Source organism: Tessaracoccus palaemonis (assembly GCF_019316905.1).
Lineage (GTDB): Bacteria > Actinomycetota > Actinomycetes > Propionibacteriales > Propionibacteriaceae > Arachnia > Arachnia palaemonis.
Map to the genome: position 1 here is coordinate 1385404 of NZ_CP079216.1, position 20275 is coordinate 1405678.

The 20275-nt window shown below is 69.5% G+C and carries 20 protein-coding genes and 1 tRNA gene; 10 read left to right on the plus strand and 11 right to left on the minus strand.

Annotation, left to right across the window (positions count from 1 at the left end; all coding sequences use genetic code 11):
- Nucleotides 1-36 precede the first annotated feature (36 nt).
- Complete coding sequence (serA, locus tag KDB89_RS06200) at nt 37-1227, plus strand: phosphoglycerate dehydrogenase (RefSeq protein ID WP_219083965.1); 1191 nt, start codon at nt 37-39, stop codon at nt 1225-1227.
- Between the two features lie 64 nt (nt 1228-1291).
- On the opposite strand, the gene KDB89_RS06205 is transcribed toward serA, so the two are convergent.
- From KDB89_RS06205 to KDB89_RS06220, 4 genes are all read right to left on the minus strand, one after another.
- The gene (locus tag KDB89_RS06205; RefSeq protein ID WP_219083966.1) at nt 1292-2086 is read right to left on the minus strand and encodes an inositol monophosphatase family protein; all 795 of its coding nucleotides are present in this window, start codon (nt 2084-2086) and stop codon (nt 1292-1294) included.
- A 135-nt stretch (nt 2087-2221) separates the two neighbouring features.
- Nucleotides 2222-3190: a ribosome small subunit-dependent GTPase A gene (gene rsgA / locus KDB89_RS06210; protein ID WP_219083967.1), complete on the minus strand. Its 969-nt coding sequence runs from the start codon at nt 3188-3190 to the stop codon at nt 2222-2224.
- Nucleotides 3187-4437, minus strand: a complete 1251-nt coding sequence (gene aroA / locus KDB89_RS06215; protein ID WP_219083968.1) for a 3-phosphoshikimate 1-carboxyvinyltransferase — start codon at nt 4435-4437, stop codon at nt 3187-3189. Before aroA ends, rsgA begins: the two co-directional genes overlap by 4 nt.
- On the minus strand, nt 4434-5051 hold the full coding sequence (locus tag KDB89_RS06220; protein WP_219083969.1) for a DoxX family membrane protein: 618 nt from the start codon (nt 5049-5051) through the stop codon (nt 4434-4436). Before KDB89_RS06220 ends, aroA begins: the two co-directional genes overlap by 4 nt.
- Before the next feature lie 43 nt (nt 5052-5094).
- Here KDB89_RS06220 and KDB89_RS06225 point away from each other — a divergent pair, with 43 nt between their 5' ends.
- The 5 genes from KDB89_RS06225 (at nt 5095) to KDB89_RS06245 (ending at nt 8394) form a co-directional block, all read left to right on the plus strand.
- On the plus strand, nt 5095-5787 hold the full coding sequence (locus KDB89_RS06225) for an SOS response-associated peptidase (RefSeq protein ID WP_219083970.1): 693 nt from the start codon (nt 5095-5097) through the stop codon (nt 5785-5787).
- A 117-nt stretch (nt 5788-5904) separates the two neighbouring features.
- Nucleotides 5905-6519, plus strand: a complete 615-nt coding sequence (locus KDB89_RS06230; RefSeq protein ID WP_219083971.1) for a sigma-70 family RNA polymerase sigma factor — start codon at nt 5905-5907, stop codon at nt 6517-6519.
- Nucleotides 6519-6782, plus strand: a complete 264-nt coding sequence (locus KDB89_RS06235) for a zf-HC2 domain-containing protein (RefSeq protein ID WP_219083972.1) — start codon at nt 6519-6521, stop codon at nt 6780-6782. Before KDB89_RS06230 ends, KDB89_RS06235 begins: the two co-directional genes overlap by 1 nt.
- Nucleotides 6783-6898: 116 nt before the next feature.
- Complete coding sequence (locus tag KDB89_RS06240) at nt 6899-7477, plus strand: type IV toxin-antitoxin system AbiEi family antitoxin domain-containing protein (RefSeq protein ID WP_219083973.1); 579 nt, start codon at nt 6899-6901, stop codon at nt 7475-7477.
- Nucleotides 7474-8394 carry a nucleotidyl transferase AbiEii/AbiGii toxin family protein gene (locus tag KDB89_RS06245; RefSeq protein ID WP_219083974.1) on the plus strand — a complete coding sequence of 307 codons (921 nt, stop codon included), beginning with the start codon at nt 7474-7476 and terminating at the stop codon, nt 8392-8394. The genes KDB89_RS06240 and KDB89_RS06245 overlap by 4 nt, the downstream gene beginning before the upstream one ends.
- A gap of 54 nt (nt 8395-8448) precedes the next feature.
- On the opposite strand, the gene KDB89_RS14810 is transcribed toward KDB89_RS06245, so the two are convergent.
- A complete protein-coding gene (locus KDB89_RS14810; RefSeq protein ID WP_425443342.1) occupies nt 8449-8523 on the minus strand; it encodes a 50S ribosomal protein bL37 in 75 nt (24 codons plus the stop codon).
- 101 nt (nt 8524-8624) lie between these two features.
- On the opposite strand from KDB89_RS14810, the gene KDB89_RS06250 reads away from it, so the two are divergent.
- The gene (locus KDB89_RS06250) at nt 8625-10067 is read left to right on the plus strand and encodes a sensor histidine kinase (protein WP_219083975.1); all 1443 of its coding nucleotides are present in this window, start codon (nt 8625-8627) and stop codon (nt 10065-10067) included.
- A gap of 6 nt (nt 10068-10073) precedes the next feature.
- On the opposite strand, the gene KDB89_RS06255 is transcribed toward KDB89_RS06250, so the two are convergent.
- Entirely contained in the window at nt 10074-10325 is a 252-nt protein-coding gene (locus KDB89_RS06255; RefSeq protein ID WP_219083976.1) for a WhiB family transcriptional regulator, read from the minus strand.
- Nucleotides 10326-10508: 183 nt separating this feature from the next.
- Between KDB89_RS06255 and KDB89_RS06260 the strand changes: the two genes are divergently transcribed.
- Entirely contained in the window at nt 10509-10898 is a 390-nt protein-coding gene (locus KDB89_RS06260) for a hypothetical protein (protein WP_219083977.1), read from the plus strand.
- Nucleotides 10899-10904: 6 nt separating this feature from the next.
- On the opposite strand, the gene galK is transcribed toward KDB89_RS06260, so the two are convergent.
- From galK to KDB89_RS06285, 5 genes are all read right to left on the minus strand, one after another.
- Nucleotides 10905-12047, minus strand: a complete 1143-nt coding sequence (gene galK / locus KDB89_RS06265; protein ID WP_219083978.1) for a galactokinase — start codon at nt 12045-12047, stop codon at nt 10905-10907.
- Nucleotides 12047-12223, minus strand: a complete 177-nt coding sequence (locus KDB89_RS06270) for a DUF6104 family protein (protein WP_219083979.1) — start codon at nt 12221-12223, stop codon at nt 12047-12049. The genes galK and KDB89_RS06270 overlap by 1 nt, the downstream gene beginning before the upstream one ends.
- A gap of 5 nt (nt 12224-12228) precedes the next feature.
- Nucleotides 12229-16002 (minus strand): multifunctional oxoglutarate decarboxylase/oxoglutarate dehydrogenase thiamine pyrophosphate-binding subunit/dihydrolipoyllysine-residue succinyltransferase subunit, encoded by a 3774-nt coding sequence (locus KDB89_RS06275; RefSeq protein ID WP_439654873.1) that lies wholly within the window; start codon nt 16000-16002, stop codon nt 12229-12231.
- Nucleotides 16003-16056: 54 nt separating this feature from the next.
- On the minus strand, nt 16057-17292 hold the full coding sequence (locus tag KDB89_RS06280) for a glycosyltransferase 87 family protein (protein ID WP_219083981.1): 1236 nt from the start codon (nt 17290-17292) through the stop codon (nt 16057-16059).
- 73 nt (nt 17293-17365) lie between these two features.
- Nucleotides 17366-17440, minus strand: a tRNA-Arg gene (locus KDB89_RS06285).
- Between the two features lie 126 nt (nt 17441-17566).
- Between KDB89_RS06285 and lysA the strand changes: the two genes are divergently transcribed.
- Together lysA and KDB89_RS06295 are read left to right on the plus strand one after the other, a co-directional pair.
- Complete coding sequence (gene lysA, locus KDB89_RS06290; protein ID WP_219083982.1) at nt 17567-18970, plus strand: diaminopimelate decarboxylase; 1404 nt, start codon at nt 17567-17569, stop codon at nt 18968-18970.
- On the plus strand, nt 18967-20274 hold the full coding sequence (locus KDB89_RS06295) for a homoserine dehydrogenase (RefSeq protein ID WP_439654874.1): 1308 nt from the start codon (nt 18967-18969) through the stop codon (nt 20272-20274). The genes lysA and KDB89_RS06295 overlap by 4 nt, the downstream gene beginning before the upstream one ends.
- Nucleotide 20275: the final 1 nt, after the last annotated feature.

A 20275-nucleotide genomic window follows, 5' to 3' on the forward strand; every position in this document is an offset into this window, starting at 1 on the left:
GAGGGTTCCCACCTCCGCCGAGTAGACTGCCACGCTGTGAAGGCACTGCTACTCGAGAACATCCACTCCGACGCCGTCAAGACCCTCACCGCCCGCGGTTTCGAGGTGGTCACCCACACCGGGGCGATGAACGAGGACGAGCTGATCTCCGCGTTGCAGGACGTGGACTACCTCGGCATCCGATCGCGCAGCTTCGTGACGCGTCGGGTGCTCGACAATGCGCCCGGCCTCAAAGGGGTGGGTGCCTTCTGCATCGGGACGAACCAGATCGACCTCGACGCCGCCACCGAGAAGGGCGTCGCGGTCTTCAACGCCCCCTACTCCAACACCCGCTCGGTCGTCGAGCTCGCGATCTGCGAGATCATCGCCATGGCCCGCCACCTGACCGACCGGAACCGTGACATGCACGCCGGCGTCTGGAACAAGTCGGCGGCCGGCTCGCACGAGGTCCGCGGCCGCACGCTGGGCATCGTCGGATACGGCAACATCGGCTCCCAGCTGTCGGTGGTGGCAGAGTCGCTCGGCATGCGCGTCTACTTCTACGACGTTGCCGACCGCCTCGCGCTCGGCAACGCGCAACGCGTCGACTCGCTCGAGGAGCTGCTCGGCGTCGCCGAGACCATCTCGCTGCACGTCGACGGCCGGGCCGAGAACAAGGGCATGTTCGGCGCGGAGCAGTTCGCGCAGATGCGCCCCCGTGCGCTGTTCCTCAACCTGTGCCGCGGACCCGTGGTCGACCTCGACGCGCTCCACGACAACCTCGTCAGCGGCAAGGTGGCGGGCGCCGCCCTGGACGTGTACCCGTCGGAACCCAAGACGAAGGACGAACCCTTCATCTCGCGCCTGCAGAACCTGCCCAACGTTATCCTGACGCCCCACATCGGCGGTTCGACGCAGGAGGCCCAGGTCGACATCGGCCGTTACGTTGCCGGCAAGCTGGCCGACTACGAGGACCTCGGTTCGACCTCGATGGCCGTCAACCTGCCCGACGTCACAGCCGGCCTCAAGCCCGCCGCCCGCGTCGTGCACCTGCACCACAACGTGCCCGGAGTGCTGGCCCGCCTCAACTCGGTGCTGGCCGAGTACAACATGAACATCGGCTCGCAGACGCTGTCGACCAAGGGCCAGGTCGGCTACGCGGTCACCGACGTCCACGGGGACAACATCGACGGCCTGCTGCACCGACTGGAGCAGCTGCCGGAGACCATCCGCGTCCGCGTCCTCTGACGTCACACCGCGCAAAACGGCCGGCCGCCCAGGAAGGGGCGGCCGGCCGTTTCGCCGCGGTCGCTCAGGCGCGGGCGAGGTACTCCAGCACGCGATCGTGCAGCAGGCCGTTCGTGGCCAGCGCCCCTGGGCCGCCGACGCCGTCGACGCCGTCGAGATTGGTGAAGCGGCCGCCTGCCTCCCGCACGATGATGTCGAGCGCTGCCATGTCGTGCAGTTCGAGGTCGGGCTCGCTGGCGATGTCGACGCTGCCCTCCGCGACGAGCATGTAGCTCCAGAAGTCGCCGTAGGCCCGGGAGCGCCACGCGTCGTGCATCAGGTTGATGAAGCCCTGGCCGCGGCCCGACGTGACCCACTCGGGGATCTCGGAGTACGACAGCGACGCGTCGGCGACCTCGGAGACCTGGCTGACGCGGATCTCCGTGGCGTTGAGGATCGAGCGGCCCGTGTAGGCGCCGCCGCCCTCCGATGCCCACCAACGGCGCCCGAGCGCCGGGGCGGAGACGACGGACGCCACCACCCTGCCCTCGACCTCCAGCGCGATCAGCGTCGCCCAGACCGGCACGCCCCGGACGTAGTTCTTGGTGCCGTCGATCGGGTCGACGATCCACCGCCTCACCGAATCGCCGGTGTCGCTGTACTCCTCGCCGTGCACCGCGTCCCGCGGGCGGGTACGCGCCAGGGTCCGTCGGACGGCCTCCTCGACGGCGGTGTCGGCCTCGGTCACCGGCGTGTTGTCGGGCTTGGACTTCACCCTCAGATCGAGGGCCTTGAACCGACTCATCGAGAGCGAGTCGGCGTCGTCGGCCATGAGGTGCGCCAGCCGCACGTCGTCGGTGAGGTCCTTTGATTGAGCCATGTGACAAATCTACCGGCCCCCGCAGCGCCGCGTCAGCCGGGCCGCGATGAGCACGACACACTTGTCGTCGTCAGGTGAGCGTTCACATCGACGGTTCCGGGCGACGGGCAGGAGGATGTGCTCATCGCGACGGGGTCAGGCGAACGCGCGCTCCATGCGACGGAACGACGCCAGCCGCTCGGGGGAGAGGCGGCCCTCGGCGACGGCGTCGTCGAAGGCGCAGTCGATGGCCGTCGAATCGTGGCGACAGCCGCGCGGGCAGTCATCGGCCAGCTCGGCAAGGTCGGGGAAGGCGCCGACGACGGAGTCCGGGCTGACGTGGCTGATCCCGAAGGACCGCACCCCGGGCGTGTCGATGATCCACCCGCCGCCCGGCAGCTCCATGGCAAGCGCGGAGGTCGACGTGTGGCGGCCCTTGCCCGTCAGTTCGCTGACGGCCGCGGTGGCGCGGTGCGCGTCGGGGACCAGCCGGTTCACCAGCGTCGACTTGCCGACCCCGGAGTGGCCGACGAACACGGTGACGCGGTCGGCCAGGGCCTCGTCGACGGCGGTCAGGTCCGAGCCGGGCTCGGTCACGAGGATCGGCACGCCGAGCGGGCCGTAGGCCTCCTGCAGCTCGTCGGGGCTGGCCAGGTCCGCCTTGGTGAGGCACAGGACGGGGTCGATGCGGGCGTCGTAGGCGGCGACGAGGATGCGGTCGATCATGCCGACGCGGGGCTGCGGGTCGGCCAGCGCCGTGACGATGAACAGCTGGTCCGCGTTGGCGACGATCGGCCGCTCGAACGTGTCCGCGTCGTCCGCGCTGCGCCGCAGCATGGTGGAGCGGGTCAGGACCTCGACGGCCCGGGACAGCGTGCCCTCGGCTCCGCTGACGTCGCCGTCGAGACGGACCATGTCGCCGACGATGATCCCCTTGCGGTCGATCAGGCGCCCGCGCACCGCTGTGACATGGCGGTCGGCGATCAGGCAGCGGTAGCGGCCGCGGTCGATGGAGACCACCCGTGCGACGGGCAGCTTCGAGTAGTCCGGGCGGTCCTTCGTGCGTGGCCGGCTCCGACGCTTCGGCCGGTCGAAACCCTCGTGGTCGTCGGTGCGGATGCTCACGTGACCAGCCCTGCCCAGACGACGGGAAAGTCGGGCATCGTCTTGCCGACGCACGCCATGTCGTCGATGGTCGAGCCGTCGGCGACGAGCGCGAGCAGCGCGGCGAAGTGCACCATGCGGTGGTCCGCGGACGCCTCGAAGGCGGCCGCCTGCGGCGTCCCGCCCAGGATCGTGAGCCCGTCGGGGGTCTCCTCTGCGTCGATGCCGGCGCGGCGGAGCTCACGGGTCAGCGCGGCGAGCCGGTCCGTCTCGTGACCGCGGATGTGTGCGACGCCCCGGATGGTCGTGCGGCCCGTCGCGAGCGCACCGAGGGCCGCGACGACCGGGGTCAGCTCGGAGGCAGCGGTGAGATCGACGTCGATGCCGCGCAGCGGCGTGGAGCCGACGACCGCCACCTCGCCTTCGTGGCGCTCCACCGTGGCGCCCATGGCGGAGATGACGTCGAGGAACAGCGCGCCGGGCTGCAGGCTCTGCGCCGGCCAGCCGGGCACCGCAACCCGGCCACCCGTCACCGCCGCCGCGGCGAGGAACACCGACGCATTGGTGAGGTCGGGTTCGACGGTGCTGTCCAGGGCCCTGAGCCCGCCCGGCGCGACGACCCAGGTCCGCTCGTCAGGCGTCTCGACGATGGCGCCGCGGGCCCGCAGCATCGCCACCGTCATCGCGATGTGCGGCAGCGACGGAAGCAGCTCGCCGCTGTGCCGGAGCGTGAGGCCGTGCGGCAGGCGCGGCGCGATCAGCAGCAGCCCGGAGACGAACTGGCTGGAACCCGACGCGTCGATCTCCGCCCGGTCGCCCAGCGTCTCGGGCGGGTCCACGCGGAACGGGAGCGAGTCCCCGTCCACATCAGCGCCCAGCTGCCGCAGACCGTCGAGGAGGGGACCCATCGGTCGCTCGCTCGCGTGCGGATCGCCGACGAAGGTCGAAGCGCCGTCCGCCAGGGCGGCGAGCGGTGGCACGAAGCGCATCACCGTGCCGGCCAGGCCGCAGTCGATCCGGTCAGCGCCGGTGAACCGCGGCGGGGGAGTGACCACCAGCGCCGGCCCGTCGGGGACCACCGAGACGCCGAGTGCGCGCAGCGCGTCGATCATCAGGCGGGAGTCCCTCGAGTCGAGGGCGCCCGTCACTCTCGACGGGCCGTCGCCCAGCGCCGCCAGCAGCAGGGCACGGTTGGTCTCGGACTTCGACCCGGGGACGACGAGGCCCCCGGTCACGGGTGCCACCGCGAACGGCAGCGCCGTGGTCATCGGGAGGTCACCGCATCGAGCTTCTTCCCGAGCTTCTTCGCCTCACGCCTGGCCTGCCTGGCCACCTTCTTGGTCTTCTTCTCGGCCTTGGCCGAGACGGACTTCGCGGCCTTGGCGACGTCGTCGCTCACGTCGGACGCCTTCCGCCCGGTCGCCTTCGCGGCCTGGTCCGCCCGGTAGGACAGGCTCGGCCTGCCCTGGGTGTCCATGGCCGCGAGAGCGGTCGCACCCAACAGGGCCGCCCCGCGGAGCACATCGCCGCGTGCGGACTCCTTCGCGGCCGCGGGGGCGTTCCGCTCCGGCCACGCGGCGACGAGGTGGGCCGCGCTCGTCGCAGTCAGGAGCCCGGCGCCGAGCCGACGACCCAGCCCGGTGGCGAACATGGCGCCTCCGACGATCTGTGCCGCGCCGATCATGCGCACCCAGGTCTCGGTGTTCTCGGGCACGCTGGAGGCCAGGTGGGCAGGCACGACGCGCTGCACCAGCGGCGCGATCGTGCTGGTGAGTCGCTCCGCGTCGGGCGCGATCTCCGCGGGGTGAGCGACGGCCCTGACGCCGTCGGCGATGAACTGGCCTGCGAACAGGCTCCGGGCAACGAATCGCAAGAGGCTCATGTGGCCACACTACTAGTGAAGGGCGCCGCACTAGGGTGGAAACATGTGTGGGCGGTACGCAGCGTCGGCCTCGGTGGAGGAGATCGTCGAGGAGTTCGACATCGACTTCATCGACGACGGCGTGCCCGCGGTCTGCGGGCCCAGGTACAACATCGCGCCGACCGACCAGATCCCCGCGGTCGTCGAGCGGGCCCGCGACGGCGAGGTCACCCGCAAACTCGTCCCCGTCCGCTGGGGGCTCGTCCCGAGCTGGGCCAAGGCGCCCACCGCGACGATGATCAACGCCCGCGTGGAGACCGTCACGTCGAAGCCGTCGTTCCGCAAGGCGGCGAGCGCGCGACGCTGCCTGCTGCCCGCGCTGGGCTACTACGAGTGGCGAGAGGAACAGCCAGCCGGCGGAGGGAGACCGGTCAAGCAGCCCTGGTTCTTCACCCGGCCAACGGGTCCTCTCGTCATGGCGGGCCTCTACGAGTTCTGGAAGGGCCCCGACGGGTGGCTCGCGTCGGCGACCGTCATCACGACCGAGGCGACCGACGCCGTCGGCTGGGTGCACGACCGCATGCCGATGACCGTGCCCGCGGACAGCTGGGACGACTGGCTCGATCCTGGCCTGACGGACGCGGCGGCCGCCGTGGCGCTGTTGACCCCGCCGGTCGACCTGTCGCACCGCAAGGTGTCGAGGGCCGTCAACCGCGTGGGAACCGACGGGCCGGAGCTCATCGCAGAGGTGGCGTGACGCGGGAATAACCCGTGAGGCGCCCCTGTTGCACCTGACATGCGAGCCACCCAATTGACACCCGGCGTCCTGGTCGACGCGGGGGCAATTGTGTCCGAAGCGCTAGAGTTCATCTCGATGGACGAGCAGGAGACTTCGGCGTCGCTGGACGCGCAACTCGACGACGCGCAGGCCGCGGCGTTCGAGGAGGAGGCGCTGAGCTATCTCGACAAGCTGTACGCCGCCGCGCTGCGCATGACGCGTAACCCCGCCGACGCGGAGGACCTGGTGCAGGACACCTACGCGAAGGCCTTCACGTCGCGGCACACCTTCACCATGGGGACGAACCTCAAGGCGTGGCTGTACCGCATCCTCACCAACACCTACATCAACGCCTACCGCAAGGCCCAGCGGGCCCCGCAGTCGAGCGGCGACGAGGAGGTCACCGACTGGCAGCTCGCGCGCGCCGCGTCCCACGACGCGACGGGCCTGCGCAGCGCCGAGATGGAGGCCCTCGACCAGACGCCCGACGCGGCCGTCGCCGAGGCCATCGCGCGGCTTCCCGAGAACTTCCGGATGGCCGTGCTGCTGAGCGACGTCGAGGGTTTTTCGTACAAGGAGATCGCCGAGATCATGGGAACCCCCATCGGCACCGTCATGAGCCGCCTGAACCGCGGCCGCTCCCAGCTGCGCGACATGCTGGCCGACTACGCCCGCGAGCAGGGCATCGGCACCCGGAAGGGAGGCCGCTGATGTCCGCGCCGTCCCACGACCACGACGAGATGGACGAGTGCGTCGCCGCGCTCGCCCGCGTCCACGCGTTCCTGCACAACGAGCTCGTGGAGGCCGACGCGGACGTGATCCGCGTCCACCTGCACGCCTGTGAGCGATGTATGGAGAACTACGAGATCGAGTCCACCATCACCGAGATGATCCAGCGCAGCCAGCCCGAGGAGAAGGCTCCCGACACGCTGCTGGCCCGGGTCTCGACGATGCGCATCACCCGTCGTTTCTGAACCCACCTCGCCCAGGCCCCCGCAGACATGCGGGGGCTCAGTTGTGTCGCCACCGCTTCGCGAAAACTGCTAACTGTGTACAGGTAGACTGTATCTGTAAACAGATAGGAGTGAGTGTGACGGTGACTGAGCTGGGCGCGGCGTTCACCCTTCGTGATGCACGCGCCATCGGTGTGCGCAAGGACCAGGTCTATGAGCTGGTGGCGCGGGGGGAGCTGGACCGCCTGGGACGGGGTGTGTTCGTCCGGGTCGACCTGGTCGATCCCGCCCATGCAGCGCTGGCCGCTGCGACGTCGGCGCGGCCCGCATCGACGATGTGTCTGACCAGCGCGCTGGTTCACCACGGATTGAGCGATGCCATCCCCTTCGCGGTGGACGTGGCGTTGCCACGGGGAACGCGTCACCCGGCCGGCTTCGAGCAGGTGTCCTGGCACAGCTTCGAGGCGTCGACCTTCGACGTCGGTCGCGAGTTCCTGGACGCGGGTGGAGACACGAAGGTGGCGGTCTACTCCGCCGAGCGCACCATCGTGGATTCGTTCCGCCTGATGCATCTTGAGGGCGCCGACGTCGCCCACGAGGCGTTGCGCCGCTGGCTCCGGCGTCGCGGCTCGTCGCCGTCGCGCCTGATCAGAACCGCCGAGGCGTTCCCACGGGCGCTCCCTCGGCTCAGGCTGGCATTGGAGGCCCTGCTGTGACGCCGCCGGCTCCTCCGCGTGACTCACCTGCCGGCCGCGCCTTCAACGATCTGCGCAACCTGGCGAAGCGGCAGCGCCGAGACCCCTTCGAGTACTACACCCTCTACGCGCTGGAGGGTTTCCTCGCCAGAATGACCGCTTCCACCCAGGCAGACCACTTCGTCCTGAAGGGTGGGGTCCTCATGGCTGCATTTGCCGCGCGACGTCCGACACGGGACATCGATGTCGCCGCGTCGGGCATCTCAGGTGACGTGAGCGACGTGATGGCCCGGGTGAGGGAGGTCGTCGCGGAGCGACTCGAGGACGGACTCGAATTCGACGACCACTCGGTGAGGGCCGAGGAGATCCGGCAGGATGCCGCCTACGCCGGCGTACGGGTGCATATGGTTGCGATCCTTGCCTCCGCGCGAATCCCTTTGCACGTCGACGTCAACTTCGGAGATCCGATCTGGCCCGGGGCGACGCAGACGATCCTGCCGCGGCTCCTGGGTGGAACGCTGACGGTGCAGGGCTACCCGGATCACATGGTCCTGGCAGAGAAGATTGTGACAGCGATTGAGAGGGGTTCCGAGAACACGCGCTGGCGTGATTTCGTGGACATCGCGTCAATCACGTCGACGCGCACGATCGAGGCCGACATGCTCAGGCACGCCATGGGGGTGTGCGCTGACTATCGCCAGGCGAAGTTGGAGTCCCTCGGCCCCGTGGCGGAACGCATGTCGATCGCCGCCCAGGCCAAGTGGGCCGTCTGGCGGCGCAAGCAGCGCCTGGGCGAGTCGACGCCGGAGTCGTTCGCGGACCTGCTGCTGGAGTGTGTGCGCTTCTGCGATCCGGTGCTCAGCGGGTCCGCCACGAACGCAACGTGGGACCCGCGGTCACGGACCTGGGTCTCACCTCGCCAAGTTGTCGAGGCATGACAAAGCCCCCGCTACCAGCGGGGGCTTGACAGTCCGTCGGGGACGGCGCGCGGCTCAGGCGTTGGGACGCTTGCCGTGGTTCGCCTTGTTCCTGCGACGGGCGCGGCGCTTACGACCGGTCTTACCCATGGTGACTCCTCGTCTGGATGACTATGCGACACCACATTGTGCCAGATCCACGCGTGGGGGAGAAAGCGTGAGCATCTCGCGCCATCTGGCAGAGTGGCCCCATGGCGCGTGACGTGGACCAGATGACCGACGACGAGTGGCTGGACGGCTTCGTCTCGCAGTGGAGTCTGCTGGCCGACCTGAGCTTCTCCGATCTGGTGCTGTGGAAGGCACTCGACGAGGCCGGCGAGGTGTTCGAGTGCGTGGCCCAGGTGCGCCCGGTGACCGGCCCGACGGCGCTCGAGGAGGACATCGTCGGCGAGCGGATCGAGTTCGACGTCGAGCACCAGGTGACGGTCGCGTTCATGACCGGCGAGATCGCCGAGACCGGCGACAACCAGCTCAGCGCGGGTATCCCGGTCGACGTGTGGGCGGTGCCGGTACTTCGGCACGGGCGACCCATCGCGGTGGTCGAGCGGCACACGAACCAGATGGGCATGCGCGCCAACGGCGCGTTCGAGGAGAACTCGCTGCAGATCGCGGACATCCTCACCCGGATGCTCATGCGCGGCGAGTTCCCGCTGGTGCCACCCTCCGACAAGGCGCTCGCCCCGCGCGCGGCCGACGGTGTCGTGCGGGTCCAGCCGAACGGGACCGTCTCGTACGCGAGCCCGAACGCCGTCACCGGGTTCCGCCGCCTCGGCGCGGTCGGGGACATCGAGGGTGAGAAGTTCCGCGACCTGATCCGGGTGCTCCGACAGGGTGTCGAGCAGGTCGGGCAGACCGTGGGGGCCGAGATCGACGGCAGGCTGAGCCTCGAGTTCGACGTCGTCGGGCTGCGCGGCACGTCGATGCGGTTCATGCTGCTGCCGCTGTGGGGTGACCGGACCAGCGAGGGCATGCTCGTGCTGTGCCGCGACACGACGGATCTGCGTCGACGCGACCGGATGCTCGTCACCAAGGACGCGACCATCCGTGAGATCCACCACCGGGTGAAGAACAACCTGCAGACGGTCGCGGCGCTGCTGCGCATGCAGTCGCGCAGGCTCGAGTCCGAGGAGGGCAAGGAGGCCCTGCGCGACGCGATGCGACGGGTGCGGTCCATCGCGATGGTGCACGAGACGCTGAGCTACTCGCTGGTCGAGGAGGTTGCCTTCGACGAGGTGTGCGACAAGATCCTGCGGATGGTCGGCGACCTGGCGGCCTCGACCGGGACGGTCCGGGCCGAGCGGATCGGCACCTTCGGAGTGGTGCCGGCCGCGATGGCGACGTCCCTGTCGATGGTGATCACCGAGCTGTGTCAGAACGCTATCGAGCACGGCCACGCCAGCGCCTCGGGCCGCGTCGAGGTGGTGCCCGAGCGGATCGGCAGCAGGCTGACGATCGAGATCCGCGATCAGGGGGTCGGCCTCCCCGAGGGGTTCAAGCTCGGCAGACAGAGCTCGCTCGGGCTGTCGATCATCTCGACGCTCATCAAGGACCTGGACGGGAAGCTGACTCTCACCAACCGGACGGACGGGCCGGGTACCGTCGCCCGGATCGAGCTGAGGGTGCCGGAGAAGTAGCCGGGGTCAGGAGTTGCGCAGGCGGGAGCGGGCGGCGCGGCGCTTGATGGCGCGTCGCTCGTCCTCGCTCAGGCCGCCCCATACTCCATGGTCCTGGCCGGCCTCCAGTGCCCACGCGAGGCACTGCTCGCGCACGACACAGCGCCTGCAGATCTTCTTGGCCTCCTCGATCTGGGCGAGCGCGGGGCCAGTGTTGCCGACAGGGAAGAACAACTCCGGATCCTCAGTGAGGCAGGCGGCCTTGTGGCGCCAATCCATAGGTGTTCTCCTTCGATAGCTGTACGGGGGATGAAACGACCAGCGGCCGCAAACCAAAGCAGGCTACCCCCTCGCGGGGCTGGTGCGCAATGGTCCTGGCGCGCTTTCTTGTCAATGAGCCCAACGGTACCAGCGCACCCCAAGGGGCTTGAAGGACTCGGATGCGTTTGGCACTCTGGCGGGGTGACCCCCGTGCTGCGCCGTCCCCTTCCCGCCACCGCCGTGGCGCTCACCGTCCTCGCGGGACTCGTGATGATCGGGATCGGGGTCGCTTCGTGGGCGGCCGGCCGGAACTGGCTTGGACTCGGATTCGGGCTCTGGTTGACCGGCTACGGCCTCGTCCAGCTGCTCCTCGCGTGGCGGGTATCCAGGGGAGGGACCTTCGCTCTGGGCCTGGTGGTCGCGAGTTCGCTGCTGCATGTGTGCGTCCTCGGCAGCTTCATGACTGCGGGGGACAGTGGGCAGCTGATCGGTTCGCTGCTGCTCGCGCCCTTCGCGCTCGCAACCCTGGTCACCTCGGTGCTGTCGGTGACCAGGGGCGAGCTCGACAAGGCAGTCAGGCAGGACGCCTGAGGCCGATCACGCCAGGCGGCCGGCGCCCTGGGCGGGAACCGCGGTGAACCACTCGGGGGTGGCGTAGCCGGCCTCGGCGAACGACCTCGCGATGGCCCGGCCGATCCCGTCGGCCTCACCGGCGTGCGTGAGCGCGATGATGCAGCCCCCGAAACCGCCGCCGGTCATCCGGGCGCCGAGCGCCCCGGCCGACAGAGCGGTCTCCACTGCCAGGTCGACGGTGGGGACGGTGATCTCGTAGTCGTCGCGCATGGAGGCGTGTGAAGCCGTCAGCAGCGGCGCGAGGCCGGCGAGATCGCCGGAGCGTCCCACCTCGAGGGCCCTGAGAACCCGCTCATCCTCCGTGACCACGTGGCGCACGCGGCGGCGCATCGTCTCGTCGTCCAGCTTGGCCAGCGCCGCGTCGAGGTCCGTCACGTCGCGCAGCGCGGGGACCCCCAGCAGGCGGGCGGCCTCCTCGCAGGTCGCGCGGCGGGTGCCGTACTCGCCGTCGACGTGGCTGTGCGGCGTCTTCGTGTCCAGCACGAGCATCTCGTAGCCCTGCTCCGCCATCGGCAGCGGCACGAGTTCGGTCTCGAGGGAGCGGCAGTCGAGGAACAGCCCGGCCTCCGCCTGGCACAGGGTGCTGGCGGCCTGGTCGAGGAGCCCGGTCGGCGCGCCGACGTAGGCGTTCTCGGCGACCCGGGCCAGCTTCGCCCGGTCGATGGGGGCGATGTCCAGCCCGTAGAGATCGCAGTAGGCGGCCACCACGGCGCACTCGATGGCCGCGGAGCTCGACAGGCCGGCGCCCAGCGGGACATCGGACGTGAGCACCAGGGTTGCGCCGCCGACGTCGTGCCCGGCCTCACGCAGCGCCCACACGACGCCCGCAAGGTATGCGGACCAGCCCTCCTGGCCGGGCGCCAGGTCTGACAACGCCAGGTCCACGTCCTCATCGAGCTCGAGCGAGAGCAGCCGCAGCCTGCCGTCGACGCGGCGACCGGCCGCCACGACGGCCTTCCGCTCGAGGGCGAACGGCAGCACGAAGCCGTCGTTGTAGTCGGTGTGCTCCCCGATCAGGTTGACCCTGCCCGGCGCGTACCAGAGCCCCTCGGGGGCCTCTCCCGTGACGCCGCGGTACCTCTCGACGATCGCGTCGTAGCCGCTCATCAGTCCTCCTCGTCGTCGAGTCGGGCAAGCCAGGAGGCAAGCCTCTCGACGGGGGTCTCGAATTCGGGATTGAGGTCGACGAAGGTGCGGAGCTGGTCGGCCAGCCACTCGAAGGTGATCTCCTCCTGGCCCCGCCGGTCGATGAGCTCTTCGAGCCCGCGATCAGTGAAGTACATGGGGGTCAGCCTAGCGCCGCGGTCAGCAGCGCCTCCTCCTGGACCTTGTGAACCTTCAGCGAGCCCACGGACGGCGCGGACGACGCGGGGCGCGTCACCGGCTGCATGGTCAGCTGGTAGTCGGGCAGCACATGCTTCAGGTCCGCGGCGAGGTGTTGGGACAGGAAGGACCAGGCGCCCTGGTTCGCGGGCTCGTCCTGCACGTACCGCACGTCCGTGACGTGACGGTAGCGCTCCAGGATCCGGGCCAGCGCGTCCGTCGGGAGCGGGTACAGCCTCTCCAACGACACGATCGCCACCGTGCCGTCGAGCCCCTTCGCCTCGCGCGCCGCGGCCAGGTCCCAGCGGACCTTGCCGGAGCAGAGCACCAGCCGCTCGACCTTCGACGGGTCCGTGATGGTCGGGTCGTCGAGGGCGGGCTGCCAGGAGCCGGAGGTGAAGTCCTGCGGCATCGACACGGCGTGCTTGTTACGCAGCATCGACTTCGGTGTGGCGATGATGACCGGCCGGTGGTAGTTGACGTAGGCGTGCTGCCGCAGCAGGTGGAAGTAGCTGGCCGGGGTCGAGGGCTGGCACACCGCCAGGGCGTCCTCGGCGCAGAGCTGCAGCCAGCGCTCGATCCGCGCGGAGCTGTGGTCGGGCCCCTGGCCCTCGTAGCCGTGTGGCAGGAGGAGCACGACGCCGGACTTCTGTGTCCACTTCGCGTTGCCGGCCGCGACGAACTCGTCCGAGATGGTCTGCGCGCCGTTGACGAAGTCGCCGAACTGCGCCTCCCACAGCACCAGCGCCTCGGGTCGGGCGACGGAGTAGCCGTACTCGAACCCGAGCCCCGCGTACTCGCTGAGCAGGGAGTCCCAGATCTCGAAGCTCGCCTGGTCCTGCGTGAGGTGCTTGAGCGGGACCCACGACTCGTTGGTGACCCTGTCGACGATCGCGCCGAAGCGCTGTGAGAACGTGCCACGTCGCGTGTCCTGCCCGGCCATGCGGACCGGGCGACCCTCCATCAGCAGCGACCCGAGCGCGATCATCTCGGCCGTTGCCCAGTCGATCGGCCCGTTCAGGATCGCCTTGGCGCGGCGCTCCAGCTGAGGCTTGACCTTGGGATGCACCGTGAACCCGTCCGGGAACTGCGTGTGCACCGAGGCGATGGCCTGCAGCATCTCGTCGGTGATCTCGGTCAGTCGCTCGGCCGGTTTGGTGGGGTAGTAGGGAACGCGACGGTAGTCGTCGTCCTCCCCGTTCACCTCGGCCTGCCGGACCTCCCGGAACACGTGCTCCAGGCGGTCGCGGAAGCGGTTCATCACGTCTTCGGCGTCCGTCATGGAGATGTCGCCACGACCGATGAGCGACTCGGTGTACAGGCGCCTGGTCGAGCGCTTCTGCTCGATCAGGTCGTACATGTTCGGCTGCGTGAAGCTCGGGTCGTCGCCCTCGTTGTGACCGCGGCGGCGGTAGCAGACGAGGTCGACGACGACGTCGCGACCGAAGCGCTGGCGGTACTCGAATGCCAGGCGGGCGGCCCGGACGCATGAGTCGGGGTCGTCGCCGTTGACGTGCAGCACCGGGGCGCCGATGGCCTTGGCGACGTCGGTGCAGTAGGTCGACGACCTCGACTCGGTCGGCGCGGTGGTGAAGCCGACCTGGTTGTTGACGACGACGTGGATCGTGCCACCGGTCTTGTAGCCCCGCAGCTGGCTCATCTGCATCGTCTCGTAGACGACGCCCTGGCCGGCGAAGGATGCGTCGCCGTGCAGGGTGATCGCCAGCACGGGGTGCTCGTCGGAGCCGAGCGCGTCCTGCTTGGCGCGTGTGATGCCCTGCAGCACCGGGTTGACGGCCTCGAGGTGCGAGGGGTTCGCCGCCACGGAGGCCTTGATCGTCGCGCCGGAGTTGGCGACGAACGTGCCCTCGGCGCCGAGGTGGTACTTCACGTCCCCGGTGCCGCTGACGTCGATGACGCCGTCGAACTCCTGGAAGATCTGCGAGTACTTCTTGCCGACGATGTTCGCGAGCACGTTGAGGCGCCCGCGGTGCGGCATGCCGATGCAGACCTCGTCGATGGAGTCGTCGGCGGCCTTCTGCGCGATCTCGTCGAGCAGCACGATGAGGGACTCGCCGCCCTCGAGCGAGAAGCGCTTCTGGCCGACGAACTTGGTCTGCAGGAAGGTCTCGAAGACCTCGGCCTCGTTGAGCTTGTCGAGGGCGTGCATGTGCTCCTCGTGCGTCAGCGGGACGTGCGCGACCTCCATGCGCTCCTGGAACCAGGCGCGCTGTCGCGGGTCCGAGATGTGCATGTACTCCACCGCGATGGTGCGGCAGTAGGAGTCCTGCAGGATCGCGATGATGTCGCGCAGCGGGAGGTACACCCGCTCCTGGGCGCCGAAGGTGCCGACGGCGAACTCCCGGTCGAGGTCCCACAGGCTGAGCCCGTGCGTCTCCAGCCGCAGGTCCTCGTGCGAGCGCTGCCGGTACTCCAGCGGGTCGACGTCGGAGACGAGGTGCCCGAAGGTCCGGTAGGCGTTGACCAGTTCGAGCACGCGGGCCGTCTTGGAGACCTGGGAGTCCCGGTGCGCGGAGATGTCCGGGCCCCAGCGCAGCGGCTCGTAGGGGATGCGCAGCGACTCGTAGATCGCGTCGTAGAAGCCGTCCTCGCCGAGGAGGAGGCCGTGCATCTTCTTCAGGAACTCGCCGGACGTGGCCCCCTGGATGACGCGGTGGTCGTAGGTGCTGGTCAGCGTCGTGATCTTGCTGACGGCAAGGTCGGTCATCTTCGAGGGGCTCATGCCTTGGAACTCGGCCGGGTAGTCGATGTTGCCGACGCCCAGGATCATGCCCTGGCCGTTCATGAGGCGGGGGACCGAGTGGTTGGTGCCGATGCCTCCCGGGTTCGTCAGGGAGGCGGTGGTGCCGGCGAAGTCGCTGACCTCCAGCCTGCCCTCGCGCGTCTTCGCGACAACCTGCTCGTAGGCGGCCCAGAACTGCGAGAAGGTCAGGTGCTCGCAGCCCTTGATGTTCGGGACGAGCAGCTGGCGGCTGTCGCCCTTCTTCAGATCGATGGCGATGCCGAGGTTGATGGCCGGGTTCTCGATGAGGTTGGGCTTGCCGTCGATCACGTCGTACGCGTTGTTCATGTCGGGCATTGCCTTCAGCGCCTGGACCATCGCGTAGCCGATGAGGTGGGTGAAGGAGACCTTGCCGCCCTTGGATGTGCGCAGGAAGTTGTTGATGAGGGTGCGCTGGTCGATGACGAGTTTCATCGGGACGGCGCGCACCGAGGTCGCGGTCGGGACGCTCAGGGAGGCGTCCATGTTCTTCGCGGTGCGCATCGGGGCGCCGCGCATGACGGTGTGGCGCGGTGTGGCGTCGCCGGGTTCGGGGCGCAGCGCCGGATTCGGAGCATTGGCGGAGAGGTTGGCGCCGCTGCCGGGGTTCGTCGGGGTGCCTTCGCCGCCCTTGAGTACCGGCTCGACTGACGGTCGGGTCGGCTCGGGCTTCGTCTCCGGGGTGGCGGTCGGGGCCGCTGAGGTGGCCGGCTCGGCCGCCTTCACGGCAGCCGTCGGCTTCGGAGCGGGCGTCGGCTTCGGAGCGGTCGTCGGAGGGGATGTTGCGGCCTTCTGCGTCGACTCGGAACCCTGGCCCGCCTCCGCGGCGAAGAAGTCACGCCAGGAGGCGTCCACGGACTGCGGATCGCTCTGGTACGCCTCACGCATCTCGTCGATCAGCCAGGAGTTGGCCCCGAACTCGTCATTGGACTCAGGTGCTGACATGGGAAACGCCACAAACCCCTCTACGTATTCTCAGACGCAGGCTCCTGCGACTGCTTCCCGGGCAGCTTACCCACAATCCGACGGGTCGGGAGCGTGTGAACGGCTTGCCCGCCACGTCAAGCCCGCGGTGTACGCGGTAAGAGAAATCAGGGCGAGATTCCGCAGGACCAGCACCGAGGTCTCCGGGCCGGAGCCCAGCGGGATGGCCATGATCCCGTAGGCGCCCCACGGATACGTGAACTGCGTCAGGGCCCCCACCAGCACGAACGACACGGCCAGCACCAGGACGTGGCGGCGCAGCCAGCCGCTGGTGCGCAGCACCAGGAGCGCGGCGACGGGCCCGCCGAGCCAGCAGATGTACTGCGGCGAGAGGGTCTTGTTCGAGATGACCGTGGCCAGCACGACCGTCAGCACCGCCAGCAGGACCGCCTCGACGACCACCGCCTGCGGAGCCCGCCGCAGGTTGCGGACCAGGCGAACGGTCAGCAGCACCGTTGCCAGGATCGTGGCCGCGGTCAGCGCAGTGGCCACCTTCAGCATCAGGCCGACCCCCGGACCCTCGAGTTCCAGAGCGTTGTAGTCGGAGAGGAACACGTTCCACGACGGGTTGTCGGTGAATGTCCGCAGGATCATCAGCGGCATCGCGGGGACCGACTCGATCTGCAGGCCACGCTCGGACTGCCACGTGATCGGCGATGCCGACCTGGCCCAGCCGCTGGTGATGAGCGACGCTGCCGCCAGCGCCCCGCCGACGACCAGGAAGCCGACCAGCCGTCGCCGCGCGGAGCCGCGCCGCGGGTCGGGGGCGAGCATGGGGCCGATCAGGAGCGCAGGCCACAGCTTGATCGCGGCTCCGAGCCCGACGAGCCCGCCCGCCACCGCCGGTCGCTTCGCGACCAGCAGGCAGGCCCACGCGACAAGGGCGGCCGGGATGAGGTCGAAGCGGTACCACAGGATGCCGCCCTGGGCCCCCGTGAACAGGATCCAGAACCAGGCCCCGCCTGCGTTGCCGCGCCGGTAGAACGTGACGGCGACGACGGCGTCGAGAAGGAGGAAGAACACGGCGTAGACGGGCGTCCAGGTCTGCCAGCCACCACCGAGCGTGTAAAGCCCCTGCAGGATCCACACGGCCGGCACCGGATACTCGACCATGACGGACGTGTCGCCCTGTTCGAGGAGCTTCCAGAGGTAGTAGCCGTAGTACGAGACGTCGTTGGCTACGAAGGCCACCTGTTCGAGACGCAGCGACGCGACGATCAGGATCCTGGTGGCGAGGAATGTGCTGACCAGAGCCACGATCATCGGCAGATCGGACGAGGCTGGGCGCCGTGGCGCATGGGTCACGAGTTCTTCCTCCTCATGGCCGGCCGTCGGCTGGCGCCCCCGCGAGGATTCGAACCTCGGCTCCCGCCTCCGGAGGGCGGTGCTCTATCCCCTGAGCTACGGGGGCCTGCCGTCACCGCTGCGGGCGACGCAGGAAAGGTTAGCACCAAGTCGCAGGGGCTGTCGCACGGGCGGTGGACGGACCCGGCGCCGATGGGGCGTTACGCGGGGCCTTCTGGCAATCTTGCTCCTTATGACGCACATGCACATCGCCGGCTCGATCCACGCCGACGCGGTCCAGGGCGGGCCGACGTGGCTCCAGCTGCCCGAGGACCTCAACGCGCTGGATCTGCGACTGTGGCCGCGCGGCACCTTCCGGGACGAGGCCGGGCGCGTCGTCGTCGCGGGCGTGCCGCTGACCGAGCTCGCCGAGCAGCAGGGCACCCCGACGTACCTCATCGACGAGGCCGACTTCCGCTCCCGTGCCCGCGACTTCCGCGAGGCCTTCTCCGGGTGGCAGATCTACTACGCGGGCAAGGCCCTCCTCACGAGGACCGTCGCGCGCTGGGCAGCCGAGGAGGGGCTCAAGCTCGACGTCACGACCATGGGGGAGATGCGCATCGCGCTGGCCGGCGGCATGCCCGCGGCCCGGCTCGCGTTGCATGGCAACAACAAGTCCGACGAGGAGATCCGCTTCGCGCTGGCGGAGGGCGTCGGCCGCATCGTCGTGGACTCGTTCGACGAGATCGAGCGGCTCGAGCGGGCCTGCGCCGACCTCGGGGTGAAGGCCACGGTCCTGGTTCGTGTCACCACCGGGGTCGAGGCCCACACGCACGAGTACATCGCCACGGCGCACGAGGACCAGAAGTTCGGGCTGAGCATTATGGGGGGCCAGGCGCTCACGGCACTGGTGCGCTGCCACTCGTCGCAGTACCTGGACCTGCGCGGCATCCACTCGCACATCGGATCCCAGATCTTCGAGACGCTCGGCTTCGAGGTGGCCATCCGCCGCACGTGCAAACTGGCGTCGCAGTTCCGGACCGCCACCGGCGTGGAGTTGCCCGAGCTGGACCTCGGCGGCGGCTTCGGCATCGCCTACACGAGCGCCGACCAGCCGCGCCCGACGACTGAGCTTGCCGCGGCCTTCGAGGAGATGGTCGAGCACGAGTGCCGCGCCTTCGACATGGCGCGCCCCACGCTGAGCATCGAGCCCGGCCGCGCCATCTGCGGCCCCTCGGGCGTCGCGCTGTACCGCGTCGGGACGGTGAAGACCGTCGAGCTGGAGGGCGGCAGATCGCGCGTCTACGTGAGCGTCGACGGGGGCATGAGCGACAACATCCGCCCGTCGCTCTACGCCGCCGAGTACTCGGGGGCGATTGCCAACCGCAGGTCGTCGGCCGAGCCGGTGCTCAGCCGTGTCGTCGGCAAGCACTGCGAGGGCGGCGACATCCTCATCCGCGACGTCTTCCTGCCCGGGGACGTCGCGATCGGCGACCTCATCGCCGTTCCGGGCTCCGGAGCGTACTCGCGCTCCATGGCAAGTAACTACAATCAGGTCACGAAGCCCCCGGTCGTCAGCGCGAAGGACGGTGTCGTGACCACGATGCTGCGCCGCGAGACCCTGGACGACCTGATGAGATTGGACGTGGGTCAGTGAGCAAGCCCCTCAAGGTCGCCCTCCTCGGAGCCGGCGTCGTCGGGTCGCAGGTGGCCCGCATCATCCTCAACGAGCCGGACACGCTGGAGCAGCGCATCGGTCGCAGGCTGGAGCTCGTCGGCATCGGGGTGCGCAACCTCGATGTGCCCCGCGAGGGCATCGACCCCGCTCTACTGACCACCGACCTGGACGGCCTTGTGAGCCGCGGCGACCTCGACGTCGTCGTCGAACTGATCGGCGGCATCGAGCCTGCGCACGCGCTCGTCCAGACAGCCATCGAGCACGGTGCATCCGTCGTCACCGCCAACAAGGCCCTGCTGGCCGACGAACTCGGCCCGCTGTCGCGCGCCGCGCAGGAGAAGGGCGTCGACCTCTACTACGAGGCCGCCGTGGCCGGAGCCATCCCCATCATCCGGCCGCTGCGCGAGTCGCTGGTCGGCGACGAGATCACCGAGGTGATGGGCATCGTCAACGGCACGACGAACTACATCCTCGACAAGATGGTCACGGACCACCTCAGCTTCGACGCGGCCCTTGCCGAGGCCCAGGCGCTCGGGTACGCCGAGGCCGACCCGACCGCCGACGTCGAGGGTCACGACGCGGCGGCCAAGGCCGCGATCCTCGCCGGGCTGGCGTTCCACACCGAGGTGACCCGGGACGAGGTGTTCTGCGAAGGCATCACCGGCATCACCGAGGCGGAGATCGCCGCGGCTGACCAGCTGGGCTGCACGGTCAAGCTGCTGGCGACCGCGAAGCTGACGTCCGACGCCGGCAGCGTGATCGTCAAGGTGCACCCCGCGATGGTCTCCCGCAAGCACCCGCTCGCAGCCGTCTCCGGTGCCCGCAACGCCATCTTCGTCAACTCCCGGGAGGCCGGGGAGCTGATGTTCGTCGGCGCCGGCGCGGGCGGGGCTCCGACGGCCAGCGCCGTGATGGGCGACGTGGTGACCGTGGCGCGCAACCGCCGACGCGGCACCGCAGGGCACGTCGGCGCCGCGTACACGCACCGCCCCGTCGCGCCCATCGGCGAGTCGACCGCGCAGTTCTACGTCTCCTTCGAGGTCGTCGACCGGCCCGGCGTGCTCGCCCGCTGCGCCGCGGTGTTCGGCTCGCACGGCGTGTCGCTGCGCGTCGTCCAGCAGAGCTACCTCGACGACGAGTCGTCGGCCGAGGAGCACCCCGCCCGGCTCGGCATCATGACGCACGCCACGCAGGAGGCGCGTCTGAGCCAGGTGCTGTCCGAGCTGCGCGAGGCCGACTTCGTCGGGTCCCAGGTGCGGATGATGCGGGTCGAGGGCTTCTGAC